Genomic DNA, 13,695 nt, shown 5'->3' with positions numbered 1-13,695 from the left:
GACAAATTAGCGACCACAGGCATGCAAGATGACGCTGCTGGCGATGCGACATCACAGGCCTGCATAGACCGAGGATTGGCTTCGGCAAAAAGAATCCGGCACATCCGCCAACCGGTCCTTGAGACATCTTTTCCGAAACCGCTTACCGCTTTTTTGCTACCCCGTTCAAATAGCGCGTCATGATCCGCAGGTCCACTACCATCGGTTTCAAGCACCTTGACAATACCGGGTTCCTCATCTATTTTCCCCTTGATTTAAATCCCGACGGGCCTCTGCCGGGAATCCACTTGCACAAATACCCGACCATTGGGCTAAAGGAGAATGTCGTGCCACTGGAAGAACTGAAAGCTCAGATTGAAGAAAAGCATCTCGTGGTCAACCGGATCCGGGAAGAGATCGGCAAAGTTCTGGTGGGCCAGCGGGATCTCATCGACGGCCTGCTCATGGGGCTGTTCACCCGGGGGCACATTCTGATCGAGGGCGTACCGGGCCTGGCCAAAACCAGTGCGGTCAAGGCCCTGGCCGACACGGTTCACGCCGACTTCAAACGCATCCAGTTCACCCCCGACCTGCTGCCGGCCGACCTGGTGGGAACGGAGATCTACCGCCCCAAAACCGGTGACTTCAGCATAAAAAAAGGCCCACTGTTTAACAACATCATCCTGGCCGACGAAATAAACCGGGCCCCTTCCAAGGTTCAATCGGCGCTCTTGGAAGCCATGCAGGAACGCCAGGTCACCATCGGCGACACCACCTTCCCGCTGGCCGACCCCTTTCTGGTCATGGCCACCCAGAACCCCATCGAACAGGAGGGCACCTACCCGCTGCCCGAGGCTCAGGTGGACCGCTTCATGCTCAAGATTCTGATCGATTACCCGGACAAGGTCGAGGAGAAGGAGATCATGAATCGGGTCGGCTTCGACGCCCCGAAAGCCGTTCAGCCGGTGCTGGACCCGGTGGAGATCATCGCTATCGGTGGTTTGATCAACGGCGTGTACATGGACGAAAAGCTCAAAGACTACATCGTGGACCTGGTTTTTGCCACGCGCAACCCGGCAGCCTACCATGTCGATGTCTCCCATTACATCCAGTTCGGGGCTTCGCCCCGGGCCACCATCTTCCTGAGCCTGGCCGCCCGGGCCTACGCCTTTTTGCAGGGCCGGGCCTACGTGACGCCCCAGGATGTGAAGACCATTGCCCCGGCCGTGCTGCGCCACCGGATCCTGTTGACTTATGAGGCCGAAGCAGAGGATATCGGCACGGATCAAATCATCGGCCGCATCTTTGATTCGGTGGAGGTACCGTAAGGTCAGGGTTCAGGGTTCAGGGTTCAGGGTTCAGGGTTCAAAACAAGTAACCGGTCTGTTTTTGAATATAAACGAATTTAATCCTTCAATTTGCATTTTCGAGCGCCAGCGACAATCATGCTTTCCTCCGATCTCATCAAGAAAATCAAGAAAGTCCACATCAAAACCGGCCGCATGGTCAACACGATGATGGCCGGACAGTACCGTTCGGTGTTTCGTGGGGCTGGCATCGAGTTTGAAGAGGTGCGTGAGTACACGCCCGGAGACGAGGTGAAAAGCATTGACTGGAAGGTGTCGGCCCGCATGGGAAAGCCTTTCATCAAACGCTATCGGGAGGAGCGAGAGCAGGTGGTCATGCTTCTGGTAGACATGAGCGGCTCCGGCCGCTTCGGCACCACGCAGAGCATCAAGCGGGAGACCGCCGCGGAAATCGCCGCCATCCTGGCCTTCAACGCCATCCGTAACAACGATAAGGCCGGGGCCATTCTGTTCACCGATCAGGTGGAGCGCTACATCCCTCCCAAAAAAGGGTCGGCCCACGTCTGGCGGCTCATCCGTGAAATTTTCACTTTCCAGCCTGAGCACGCCGGAACCGATATCGTCGAAGCGGTGGATTTTCTGGCCCGGGTCTGCCGCAAACGCACCGTGGCCTTCCTGGTTTCCGATTTTCTGACCGAGGATTTCGGCCGAAACACCACCCTGCGGATACGTTCGGCCGCCAGGAAACACGAACTGATCAGCGTCCTGGTCACCGATCCCGGGGAATTTCAGCTGCCCGACGGGGGCATTGTCGCCTTTCAGGACCTTGAAACCGGAGTCGTGCGCTACCTGGACGCCTCGGACCGGACCACCCGTGAGCGTTTCCAGGCCAGCCGACAGGCGGTACACGAACGGATTTTACAAACCCATAAGACCATGGACATGGACTGTATCGAAATGCCCACTGACGGCGATACGGCAGATGCCCTGGTGCGCTATTTCAGATACCGGGAGCGGCGGCGGCGATGATGTTAGCATTTGAGATACTGTTTTTGGACTGCGTTATCAGTCGTCGCGGTATTTCTAATACAGCGTTCTCCCTCTGGCCTTGCCAAAAACACTATCTTAAACTCTATATAGCCGGGATTGTTTTCTTTCTGTTTACTTTCCTTCAAGTGGCTCAGGTTACGGGCGAGGAAACAGTAGCCCCTGCCGGCCCGCTGGCGGCAACTGAATCGCCCCCCCCAAAGACCCCGGCATCGATGACCGACATCCACGACATCCAGCCACCGGTATCGGTGGGCATCGATGCACCCTGGCTGGTCCCTTCACTGCTGGCCCTGGCCGCAGCGTTAATTCTGGCAGCAGGCTGGTGGTTCTGGAAAAAACGCAATAAGAACCGGGCCGTCGAAACCATCGTGCCCGAACTGCCACCGGAGCTGACGGCCATGCAAGCCCTTGATCACATTGCCGATGTACGACGGCTGGACGGCAAAACCTTTTACTTTCGACTTTCAGCAATTCTGCGGCAATATGTTTTCGGACGCTTCGCGGTGGGCGCGCCGGAGATGACCACCGAAGAGTTCATACCCCGCATCGATCGGTTGAACATGGACAAAGGTCTGGCCCAACGACTGAGAGTCCTTTGCCGGGCCATGGATCCGGTCAAGTTCGGCAGCGAAACGGCAATGGAAAAACAGATGGAAACGGATCTGTTGTTTGCCCGGGAATTTGTGCGTAAAACCACGTTTACGGTCAATGGGAATGATAAAGAGGATGGTATGGAAGAAAACACCTTGCTCTCATCAAATTATGAAAATTCCAAAAAACAAATCCCAAATCTCAAATAAATCCCAAACTTCAATTTTCAATTGGCAACCGAGATCATTGCAAGATCATGTGGTTTGGAATTTGAGTTTTGGGCAGTTGTGATTTATTTGTTATTTGTATTTTGATTATTGTGATTTAAGATACTTATGTTACGCTTCGCATCACCCTATTTTCTCTTGCTCATGCCGCTTTTACCGGCGATGATCTGGTATCGTTACCTGCGGCACCGGACGCCCACCATGGCCAGCAGCGCCCTGTTCCCCGCAGCGGGCATCCCGGCATCTCCGGCCCTGCGGCTGCGCCGCCTGGTGCCGGCCATCAAATACGCGGTCCTTTGCCTGATGGTGGTGGCCCTGGCCCGGCCCCAGTGGGGTACCGAACGCACCGAAGTGCTCACCAAAGGCGTCAACATCGTGCTGGCGCTTGACCTGTCCGAAAGCATGGCCGCCCTCGATTTCAAGAAAAAGGGACGCGTCGTCAACCGGCTGGAGGCGGTCAAAGGGGTGGTGCAGGAATTCGTCTCCAAGCGCAGCGGTGACCGCATCGGCATGGTGGTCTTCGGCACCCATGCGTACACGCAGCTGCCCCTGACCCGGGACTATAACACCTTGGTCAGCATTCTGGACCGCCTGGAGATCGGTGCCGCCGGCAAAAGCACGGCCATCGGCGATGCCATCGGTATCTCTTTGAAACGGCTGGCCGACATCGAGAGCCGGTCCAATATCATCATCCTGCTCACCGACGGGCAGAGCAATGCCGGCGAGCTCTCACCGGATACTGCCGGCGAAATCGCCGCGCAAAAAGGGGTCAAGATCTACACCATCGGTGTGGGCACCCGGGGAAAAGCACCCTATCTGTTCAAGGACCCCCTGTTCGGCGAACGCTACGTGTACCAGCAGGTAAATATCGACGAAGACACCCTGCGCACCATTGCCGACAAGACCGGGGGGCTCTATTTCCGGGCCGAGAACCTGGAAGGCCTGCAACAGATCTATGACACCATCGACGCCATGGAAACCACCGCGGTCAAGGTGGACATCTTTGCCGAATACAACGAAATCTACCCCTGGCTGTTGATTCCGGCACTGGCGATGCTGACCCTTTACGTGATCTTGCGCAACACGAGGTACCTAATCATTCCATGATGTTTTTTAAGCCATGACTTTTTTCAGAACCGAAATGCTGTTTTTCATCTGGGCCGTGCCGGTGTTGTTTCTGGTGATCGTTTACGGGACGCGACGGCGGCGTGAAATCATGCACCGTTTTTCCTCCGCCCACGGCCTCGACGTGATCGCCCCGGACACCGTCGGCAGCCGGCGGTGGGTCAAGGCATCCCTGCTCATGGGCACGGTACTCTTCACCGCCGTGGCCCTGGCCGGGCCCAGATATGGCTATCGCTGGCAGGAGATCCGCCAGCAGGGGGTGGACATCATCATCGCTTTAGACTGCTCGCGCTCTATGATCGCCGCCGACATCCAACCGAACCGCCTGGAGCGCGCCAAACGTGAAGTGTTTGACCTGCTGGCCATGCTGAAAGGTGACCGCGTGGGGTTGGTGGCCTTTGCCGGCACGGCCTTCCTGCAGTGTCCGCTAACCTTAGATTACGATGCCTTCAATCTGTTTTTGAATTCGCTGTCACCCGATTATCTCCCGGTGGGCGGCACCGACATTACCAGGGCACTGGCCACGGCCCTGGACAGCTTCGATCCGAAAAGTGCTTCTGATAAAGCGGTGATCCTGATCACCGACGGTGAAAACACGGGCGGCGGCCAACCGTTGAAGGCGGCCGAGACCTTGAAAGAAAATAAAATCAAACTGTTTTGCATCGGTGTAGGCAGCAGCGACGGGGTGCCGATTCCCGAACCTGACGGCGGATTCAAAAAAGATCGCTCCGGACAAATTGTGCTCTCTCGTCTGGATGAAAACACGCTCAAGAAAATGGCCGTGGTCACCGGCGGCACCTACGTGCGTTCCGTAGCCGGGGACATGGACCTCGACGCCATTTACACCGATGAAATCCGTCGGACGATGGAAGCGAAAACGGTCTCCTCGGGACGCAAGCAGGTCTGGGAGGATCGATTCCAGTGGCCCCTGGCACTGGCACTGCTCTGCCTCGCGATCGAACTGATGCTGCCCGTTGCCCGCAAAACCCTACTTGTCTCGCTATTGGCGATGCTGATACTCGGATTGCAGCAGCCGGCCGAGGCCAGCGACACCCGAGACGGCATTGCCGCCTATGAGAAAGGGGACTTCGAACAGGCCCTCAAGCACTTCACCGATGCCCAGCTCAATGCCCCGGACAAGCCTGAAACGCTTTACAATGTGGCCGATGGCTACTATAAAACCGGCAATTTCGATGCGGCGGCCGAACACTACAAACAGGCGCTGGAAACCGACGATACGCAGTTGAAACGCAGGGCCCTTTACAACCTGGGCAACGCCGAATTTCGACGGGGCAGGGCCAAGGAGGCCATCGGCCACTATAAAGCGGCGCTGGCCATCGATCCCGACGACCGACAGACCCAAGAGAACCTGGCCTTCGTAAAAAAGATCATGGAGCAGCAACAGCAGCAATCGGGAGACGACCGGAAGAATCAGGACAAGAAGGATCAGGGCCAGGAGAATGAAACCCAACCCAAAGAAGATGGGGATGCGCAATCAACCGAGGATCAGGAACAGGATGGCGCCCGGGAAAACCGACCGGATGGTGAACAGCAGCAGCAACGTCCCGAGTTCGGCGATGAAATGGACGAGCAACAAAAACAAAAGCAGGCCCGGGCCGATAAACCCCAAAATAATGGGCAACAACCAGCCCAGCCTCAATCGGCCCAGCCAGGTGAGGCGGCCGGCGACCCTGAGCAGGCCGAACGGATGCTGAACCGCCTTGAAGATCAGCCGGGACGGGCCCTCATGCCCGCCACCGGCAGACGGACGGTGGAGAAAGATTGGTGACGGCGTCGAAAAAAGCTCAATATCGGCGTTACGCTTCATCCCTCGTCACTGCGGTGTACATGATGTACGCCTCATTCTTCGGGATGGAACATGAATGTTCGCCGTAAGGATGAAGATCGATTTGCTGTTCGCTCGCTCAAGCTCGCTTTATAGCGGCCCGCAAGCCTTGATTTTGAACTTTTTACAACACCGTCTGACAACCAAATTTTTATAAGAATATCAGTGGGAAAAACGCTTACCATCACTGTAATGATCTTGCTGGCGGCCGCGGCATTCGCCGATGCCGCCGCCGTGCGTGCCGTGGTGGATCGCAACCAGGCCACCGTGGGGGAGTCCATCGCTCTGCAGGTGGCCATCGACGGCGGCGAGGGTGAAGTGGACCTTTCCGGGCTCGTCGATTTCAAGACCGTCTCCCACGGAACCAGCAGCAGCTTCCAGATGATAAACGGCCGCACCTCCCGCCAGCTGATCCACAATTATGCTCTGATTCCCCTGAAAGCCGGCAATCTGAATATCCCGGCCATCCCGGTGACGATCGACGGCAGGATTCATTATACGACCCCCATCGGCGTCACGATTGCCAGAGACCCCCCGGCCGACAGCGGCCAGCTCGATGTCTACGTGACCGCCGAGGTGTCGGATCCGTCGCCGTGGGTCGGTCAGCAGATGGTCTATACCTTCCGGCTTTTCAACGCCGTCCAGGTGGCCGACGCCAAGTTCCAGGCCCCGGAATTCAATGGGTTCACCGCCGAGGAACGGGAGGACCGCCAATCCCATCGAACGGTGGTCAACGGACGGGAGTTCATCGTAACGGACGTGGTGTTCATCCTGGTGCCGATTAAAACGGGCACATTGGAAATTGAACCGGCGGTGCTTCAGGTGGGGATGCTGCAGCGCAACCGTCAGCCGCGGCCCTTCTCGGGAATGGACGCTTTTTTCGGGCGCAGCCAAATGACCACCCGCATCCTGGAAACCGACCCCATTGCGGTCCATGTCAAAGACTTGCCGCCAAGACCGCCGGGAACCTCCTTTTCCGGTCTGGTGGGCCGGTTTGAGATGGCTGCCAGCCTGGACAAGACGGCCTTGCGGGTGGGCGATTCAACCACATTGACCGTCACCGTCAGCGGTACCGGCAACATCATGGATACCCCTGAACCGGCCATTCCCGCGCCGGCTGAATTCAAGGCCTATGCCGACAACCCCGAAACGCAGATCAAACCGGGCCCCCAAGGCTATTCAGGCAACAAGATCTTCCGCACGGCCCTGGTCCCCGTGCAGCCGGGCCGATATCGCATCGACCCCGTCGGATTGACCTATTTCGACTTAAACACTGGTGGTTACCGTGACATATCGACATCGGCTTTCGATGTCACCGTCTCGCCTTCCGAGACGGCGTCGGCCGACATCGAGGTGTTCCGGGGCACCCCCTTGCAAACCCCTTCGCTCAAAAAACGGGTCGAGTTTACCGGCAGGGACATCCTCCCGCTGAAGGAGGGACTGGAAGCCCTGAAACCCCAACGATCACTGCCGCCCTTGTGGTTTGGCCTTTTTATGGCGATCCCAATGCTGGTATTTCTGGCTGCCCGAACCGTAATGCAGATGGCCCAAAAAGACGACTCGCCGGGCCGAATCATGGCCGATCGGGCCACACAGGCGCTTAAATCCGCCGCCCCTGCCGACAGCACGGATGGCGAATTTCTCTCTGCCCTTTACCGGGCGCTGGTATCGGCCATCCTCGGCCGGCAGGGCGTCATGGGCACCTCCCTCACCTGGTCGGAGGCCAGCGATCAACTGCTGAAAATTGGGTGGAATGCGGATGATGCCACCGCCGCTGCGCGGCTCCTGGAGGAGATCGAATCGTTCAACTACTCCGGGGACAGGCTCAAGGAAGAAAAGCGGACGGACCTGATGGGTCGAACCCGGCAGGCTGTGCGGAGACTGGCCCGATGAAGCGCTTTTTACTGACAGCCGGGATTCTCGCGCTGCTCCTGGCGGTTGCCGCCACTGCCCCGGCGACGCAAAGCGCCCGAACCTTCATGGACGGCACCGAAGCCTACCGCAACGGGGACTGGCCGGCCGCCATCGCCGCTTTTGAAAGACTTGCCGAGAGTGGGGTGAACAGTGGCAAGCTCTTCTACAACCTGGGCAATGCCTATTTGAAAAACGATGACCTGGGCCGAGCCCTGATGTGGTACGAACGGGCCCTGAAACATATTCCGGATGACCCGGATCTGCGCTTCAACTACGAATACGCCCTGACACTGACTAAAGACGAACGGGGCGAAAAGGACTCGCCCCTGTCGCGTATCCTTTTTTTCTGGAAATACCAGTTAAGTCCTTCAACTGTCGGCTGGATAGCCATTCTCCTCAACGCGGCCCTATGGATTGCCCTGTCGATTTTGGTCGTCCGGAAAAAACGCCTCCTGCACCCCTCCGTCGTTCTGACTGCCGCCGCCACGGTGATTTTTTGCGCCACTGCCGCCTTCAACTATGTCGAAGCCATCCAGGAGCGCTACGCAGTCATTCTAACCGAACAGGCAGCCGTTCGTTCCGGTTTCACAGACACCGCCACCCAGCTTTTCGTCCTGCACGCCGGCACCAGAGTCCGCGTCGAGCGTGAAACCGACACCCGCCTGCTCATCCGCTACACCGAGGATAAGATCGGCTGGGTGAAAAGGTCTGAAGCCGGAATAATCTGATTGCCTCCCACATGTCGTTGAAAATGAAAACAGTGGGCATCCCTATGCCCAACCCTATGATCAGGCATTTTTCCCATCAGACCTTGCCAAGGCCCATTCAATGCAATACATTTGCATTGAATGTGGTTCCGCAGACAAATAAACGTAACCCGTCATGCAGGGTGAGCAATGAAATACATTAAAGGGTCGATATTAATCTTTTCTGCTCTTATATGCGGTCTTGTAGCCAGCGGATGGGCGGCGGAACGAGTTCCCGTGTTCGTCAGCATTGCCCCCCAAGGGTACTTCGTGCAACAAATTGGCAAGGACCTTGTCGATGTGCATGTGCTGGTGGAACCCGGCGCCGATCCGCACACCTATGAACCCAAACCTCAGCAGATGGTTGCTCTGTCCAAGACGGTGCTCTATTTTGCCATCGGCATCGAGTTTGAGACCGCAAAATTGGCCAAAATATCCGCCGTGAATCCTCGCATGCAGGTGGTTCACACCGATCATGATATCATGAAGCTGCCCATGGCGCCCCATGATGACCACGACACGAAAAATGAGCATAGCGACGATCATCACCAGGGCGGTCTCGATCCGCATATCTGGCTCTCGCCGCCCCTGGTGATGTTGCAGGCCCGGTCGATCCTCACGGCACTTCAAGCCGTTGACCCGGCCCATCGGTCGGCCTACGAAGCCAATTACCGGGCGTTCATCCTGGAAATCGTCGATCTGGATGATCAATTGAGAGCGACCTTTGACGGGTTGAAGGGATCCCCGTTCATGGTGTTTCACCCCTCCTGGGGAACATTTGCCCACACCTACGGGCTGAAACAGGTACCCATCGAAATCGAAGGCAAAAGCCCTAAACCGGCGCAACTCAAGGATCTGATCGAACGGGCGCGGTCGAACCGGATCAAGGTTGTTTTCGCGCAGCCCCAGTTCTCGTCAAAAAGCGCTCAACAGATATCAAAAGCGATCGGCGGGCGGGTAGCCGTGGTCGACCCGCTGGCCCAGGACTGGGCAAACAATTTGCGCCAGGTGGCCGAGGAATTTAAAAATGCCTTCGAATAATCACTCAAACAGCGATCCCATCATCCAGATCTCGGATCTCGACTTTGCCTACAACGGGCAGCGCGTGCTCCAGAACGTCAATCTGGAGGTCTGGGAGGGAGATTTCATCGCCATGATCGGTCCCAATGGCGGCGGAAAAACCACCTTGCTCAGGCTCATGCTGGGACTGCTCAAGCCGGAGCGGGGCCGGATCCGAGTCATGGGAAAACCGGCACCACGGGTCTCCCATCACATCGGTTATGTGCCCCAGGATGTTCACATCAACCGCAGTTTTCCCATTACTGCCCTGGACGTGGTGCTCATGGGCAAGCTGGCCCCCGGGAAAAGATGGTCAACCAACGCGCAGCAGGACCGCCGGGATGCCTTGGAGGCACTGGGACGTATCGACATGGCCGACCTGGCCGATCGCCGCATCGGCGAACTGTCCGGTGGCCAGCGTCAGCGGGTGTTCATCGCCCGGGCCCTGGTCACCCGGCCCCGGCTGCTGTTGCTGGACGAACCCACGGCGAGCATCGATTCCAAGGGGCAGACGGACTTTTTCCGATTACTCAAACGGCTGAACAGGGACATCACGATTATTGTGGTCAGTCACGACCTGCTGGTAATCTCCACCTACGTGAAGTCTGTGGCCTGTGTGAACGGCCGGTTGCACTACCACCGGCAGGCCGAAATCACCGGTGACATGCTCGAGACCATGTACCCGTGCACCGTCGAAGAGGTCTGCCCCGTGGAACTGGTGACCCACGGTCACCTGCCCCACCGGGTGCTGCAGCACCACAAGGAGTGATCGATGATCGAGGCCCTGCAGTTCGAATTCATGCGCAATGCACTGGCCGCCGGTCTGCTTGCAAGCATCATCTGCGGCATCATGGGCACCCTGGTGGTGGTCAACCGTATCGTTTTCCTTTCCGGTGGCATCGCCCACGCCGCCTATGGTGGCATCGGCCTGGCATTTTACTTCGGCTGGCCATACCTGGCGGGGACCCTGGGATTTTCACTGGGAGCAGCCATGATCATGGCTGCCGTGACCCTGAAGGCCCGCCACCGGGCCGACACCGTCATCGGGGTCATCTGGGCCCTGGGCATGGCTTGCGGCATCATCCTGGTCGACCTTAGCCCCGGCTACAACGTGGATCTGATGAGCTACCTGTTCGGCAGCATCCTGACCGTACCGGACACCGACCTGTGGATCATGATGGTCATGGGTTTTTGCATCGTTGCCCTGGTAGCGGTCTACTACAAGGACCTGCTGGCGCTCTCCTACGACGAAGAGTTCGCCCGCATTCGCGGGGTGCCGGTAACCGCCTTGTACTTTCTGCTCATCGGCATGCTGGCAGTGACCGTGGTGATGGTGATCCAGGTGGTGGGACTGATCCTTGTGATTGCGCTGCTGACCATTCCTCCCTTTATTATGGAAAAGCATGCCCGGTCGCTGTTGCAGATGATGATCGGATCCAGCGTATTGGGCGTGGTGTTTACTGTTGCCGGGCTGTGGATTTCCTACGCTTTTGACCTCACCTCGGGGGCTTCCATCATCATGGTGGCCGGCCTATTTTTTTTCCTGAACCTGCTGGTTGAGCGGCTGGTCCCCAAGCCAAGAAAGTTAATGACATCCCCGATCCCGGAAGAAAACAGCGCAGTGGATCCGCAGAGGAGCTAGCATGTGCAATCAATGTAATTATGAGGACCTGCTGAACGCCGCTCGTCTGGATACAACCGACAATCGGATTCGTGTGCTCGAAGTCATCGGCAACAACAGCTTCCCCCTGTCCGCCGCCGATATTTACAACACCCTGGAACGCAACGGCAGCATCAACCGGGTTACCGTCTACCGCATCCTGGACCTGCTGGTGGAACATGAACTGGTGGATCGAATCAGCACCGGCGGCCGGGCTTTTTACTATGGCATGGCCCCCAATGCCAACCACCATCCCCATCCCCATTTTTACTGCAAGCGTTGCGGCCAGATGGACTGTTTGACCCCGGACAGCCTGAATGTGGATAGCGACGAATTGTGGAAAACCTTTCCCGGCCGCATCGACAAGGTGGAAGTCCGCGTGGATGGCATCTGCAAGAACTGCATGAAGTAAATCACCTCCAATTTATCCAGCTGACCAGACCAACCATCCGAATCATCACCACCCGCTGGACCTCGCCCGACAGATGGGGAAAGCAGCCCCGTCCCCAGGCAGGCAGTATCTGTTCTTCTAAAAGCTAAAAATCGCCAAACAAGCTTAGTTGACGATCATCTCCGCCGGCATCCTTTTTATTTTTGGCGGGTTGCCTATTTTTGTTCTTGGTTGGGCTGTTTTTTGGTGTTTGTTCCCTTACATCAGTAGACTTAACAACCTCACGCCTGCCGTTAAGCATGCCCACTGGGACGATGAAGCCTTTTGAGGTTTCATAAAATGTTAATGCCTCTGCTATTTCATCACGACACAATCCCGGCTCGCACATACCTATATTGCAAGCCTTTTCGAGGGCAGTAGCCTTGTTGCCGGTGGTACTCTTGACTGTACCAAAAAAGGAGCTGATGTCCCCCATGGTAATTGCATCGGGATCGGCTTTGTCGAACAGGAAATTTAGGCGGGCAATAATGGTAACGATGGCTGCAGCCCAAATTTCTGGTCGCCCCCGCGACAAATTCAAATCAGGCTGGCAGGTAATCCGAGCCATCAGTCCCATCGCATAGGAATGATATTCATCGTTCAAATGCGCGTCGCAAAACGCCTTGATGAGGCTCAATATCTTCGGGTCAAGCGCTTTTTTCCCGGTTCTCACAAAGTCCTCCTTTACAACGGTATTCATTGTCCTTCCATCCGTAACCGCTTCACCGCTATGTCCACCACAGAGACGGCACGATCGATCTGTTCGCTCGTGGTCATGCGGCCTGTCGAAAAGCGAACCGTTCCTTTGGCCCACTCAACGGGCACCCGCATGGCTTCCAAGACGTGGGACAGGATCATGGTGTCCGAATGGCATGCGGCACCGGCCGACGCGGCCACTTCCAGTCCGATCTCTTCTAAAATACGGTTGGCCACCAGCCCCTTGAAAGAAAGGCTCAGGGTGTTGGGCAGACGGTTTTCAGGATGGCCGTTGAGGCGGATATCCTTCATTTGCTCCTCCAAGCCCTTGTGCAGCCGATCCCGCATGGCCTTCAGGTGCTGTCCGGCATAGTCGATACTGCGCTCAGCCATCTCGCAGGCCTTGCCCAACCCCACAATCGCCAGCACGTTTTCTGTGCCTGCCCGCCATCCCGTCTCCTGCCCCGCCCCGTGGCAGAGTTTTTCCGGCAGCAGCCCCTTCTTCACATACAGCACACCAATGCCCTTGGGGGCGTAAACTTTATGCCCGGCCATTGAGAGCAGATCCACGTCCATCGCTTGAACATCCGTGGGGATCTTGCCCACGCTCTGGGCCGCATCGGTGTGGATGCAGATCTCTTTTTCCTTTGCCAAAGCGACGATTTCGCTAATCGGCTGAATCGTGCCCACTTCGTTGTTGGCATGCATGATGGTGATCAATATCGTGTCCGGACGAATGGCGGCAGCAACAGTTTCCATCCTCACCATGCCCGTATCATCCACATCCACGCAGGTGGTCTGGAACCCTTCGTTTTTCAGGTATTCGCAGACCTCCAGAACCGCCGGATGCTCCACCGTACTTGTGATGATATGGCGGCCTTTTCCCTTCAGGGCCCTGGCCATTCCTTTGATGGCATGGTTGTTGGATTCGGTACCGCCGGAGGTAAAGAACACTTCCTCTGCTTGACAATTGAGCAAACCAGCCACCTGTTGTCGGGCTTTTTCCACCGCTCTTTTGGGGCGGATACCGTACCAATGGGAACTGGACGGGTTGCCGAATTCGGT

Annotated in this window: 13 protein-coding genes; 11 read left to right on the top strand and 2 right to left on the bottom strand. The window is 56.9% G+C overall.

What is annotated here, in order from left to right; all coding sequences use genetic code 11:
* Positions 1-353 precede the first annotated feature (353 nt).
* The 11 genes from QNK41_RS08890 (at position 354) to QNK41_RS08840 (ending at position 11,916) form a co-directional block, all read left to right on the top strand.
* Complete coding sequence (locus QNK41_RS08890; RefSeq protein ID WP_413815132.1) at positions 354-1,307, top strand: AAA family ATPase; 954 nt, start codon at positions 354-356, stop codon at positions 1,305-1,307.
* Positions 1,308-1,424: 117 nt separating this feature from the next.
* Positions 1,425-2,315, top strand: a complete 891-nt coding sequence (locus QNK41_RS08885) for a DUF58 domain-containing protein (protein ID WP_319255869.1) — start codon at positions 1,425-1,427, stop codon at positions 2,313-2,315.
* A 233-nt stretch (positions 2,316-2,548) separates the two neighbouring features.
* Positions 2,549-3,136 carry a DUF4381 family protein gene (locus QNK41_RS08880; RefSeq protein ID WP_319255867.1) on the top strand — a complete coding sequence of 196 codons (588 nt, stop codon included), beginning with the start codon at positions 2,549-2,551 and terminating at the stop codon, positions 3,134-3,136.
* Positions 3,137-3,262: 126 nt separating this feature from the next.
* Positions 3,263-4,261: a VWA domain-containing protein gene (locus tag QNK41_RS08875; protein ID WP_319255865.1), complete on the top strand. Its 999-nt coding sequence runs from the start codon at positions 3,263-3,265 to the stop codon at positions 4,259-4,261.
* Positions 4,262-4,274: 13 nt separating this feature from the next.
* On the top strand, positions 4,275-6,068 hold the full coding sequence (locus tag QNK41_RS08870) for a VWA domain-containing protein (protein WP_319255863.1): 1,794 nt from the start codon (positions 4,275-4,277) through the stop codon (positions 6,066-6,068).
* Positions 6,069-6,290: 222 nt separating this feature from the next.
* Positions 6,291-8,018 carry a BatD family protein gene (locus QNK41_RS08865; RefSeq protein ID WP_319255861.1) on the top strand — a complete coding sequence of 576 codons (1,728 nt, stop codon included), beginning with the start codon at positions 6,291-6,293 and terminating at the stop codon, positions 8,016-8,018.
* Complete coding sequence (locus QNK41_RS08860; RefSeq protein WP_319255858.1) at positions 8,015-8,767, top strand: tetratricopeptide repeat protein; 753 nt, start codon at positions 8,015-8,017, stop codon at positions 8,765-8,767. Before QNK41_RS08865 ends, QNK41_RS08860 begins: the two co-directional genes overlap by 4 nt.
* Before the next feature lie 255 nt (positions 8,768-9,022).
* Complete coding sequence (locus QNK41_RS08855) at positions 9,023-9,826, top strand: metal ABC transporter solute-binding protein, Zn/Mn family (RefSeq protein WP_319255856.1); 804 nt, start codon at positions 9,023-9,025, stop codon at positions 9,824-9,826.
* Complete coding sequence (locus QNK41_RS08850; RefSeq protein WP_319255854.1) at positions 9,813-10,613, top strand: ABC transporter ATP-binding protein; 801 nt, start codon at positions 9,813-9,815, stop codon at positions 10,611-10,613. Before QNK41_RS08855 ends, QNK41_RS08850 begins: the two co-directional genes overlap by 14 nt.
* A gap of 3 nt (positions 10,614-10,616) precedes the next feature.
* The gene (locus tag QNK41_RS08845) at positions 10,617-11,486 is read left to right on the top strand and encodes a metal ABC transporter permease (protein ID WP_319255852.1); all 870 of its coding nucleotides are present in this window, start codon (positions 10,617-10,619) and stop codon (positions 11,484-11,486) included.
* A 1-nt stretch (position 11,487) separates the two neighbouring features.
* On the top strand, positions 11,488-11,916 hold the full coding sequence (locus tag QNK41_RS08840; RefSeq protein ID WP_319255850.1) for a Fur family transcriptional regulator: 429 nt from the start codon (positions 11,488-11,490) through the stop codon (positions 11,914-11,916).
* Positions 11,917-12,040: 124 nt separating this feature from the next.
* Here QNK41_RS08840 and QNK41_RS08835 read toward each other — a convergent pair whose 3' ends face one another.
* Together QNK41_RS08835 and QNK41_RS08830 are read right to left on the bottom strand one after the other, a co-directional pair.
* Positions 12,041-12,634 carry a DUF6398 domain-containing protein gene (locus tag QNK41_RS08835; protein ID WP_319255848.1) on the bottom strand — a complete coding sequence of 198 codons (594 nt, stop codon included), beginning with the start codon at positions 12,632-12,634 and terminating at the stop codon, positions 12,041-12,043.
* Positions 12,631-13,695, bottom strand: a 1,065-nt coding sequence (locus QNK41_RS08830) for a cysteine desulfurase family protein (RefSeq protein ID WP_319255846.1), incomplete at its 5' end; no start/stop codon positions are given. The genes QNK41_RS08835 and QNK41_RS08830, both read right to left, overlap by 4 nt.

Origin of the sequence: Desulfosarcina sp. (genome assembly GCF_033791525.1) — a bacterium.
In the GTDB taxonomy this organism is placed as follows: domain Bacteria; phylum Desulfobacterota; class Desulfobacteria; order Desulfobacterales; family Desulfosarcinaceae; genus Desulfosarcina.
The sequence above is the reverse complement of the archived record's forward strand: the minus strand, read 5'-3'. Positions and strand labels throughout refer to the sequence as shown.